At 71.3% G+C, this 254-nt stretch carries 1 pseudogene; it reads left to right on the top strand.

The features are described 5' to 3' along the window. Positions 1-12 precede the first annotated feature (12 nt). Positions 13-254: pseudogene (locus AC0IX4_RS23160) on the top strand (hypothetical protein); the annotation flags it as partial.

The following is a 254-nucleotide window of genomic DNA, read 5'->3' as shown; positions in this document are numbered from 1 at the left end:
TGGCGGAACGGTGTGCCGAGCTCGTCAGGGGCTGACCAGGCCGACATCCGACGTACGGCGGACTTCCTCGCCGCCCACCCGCCGGTCGACGCGCGGACCGCGAGCGAGCTCGAACAGCTGGCCGAGGATTCCGCGGTGAGCACCTACCGCGCGGGCGAGACCGTAGTGGGTAGCTCCGTGGACGACATCGACGCGGTCAGGGTGGTGCAGTCCGGCGAGGTCGACCTGCTGCATCCGGACGACGTCGACGGGGC

The organism is Rhodococcus sp. AC861 (genome assembly GCF_979256035.1).
This window is presented reverse-complemented; position numbering and strand designations above follow the sequence as displayed.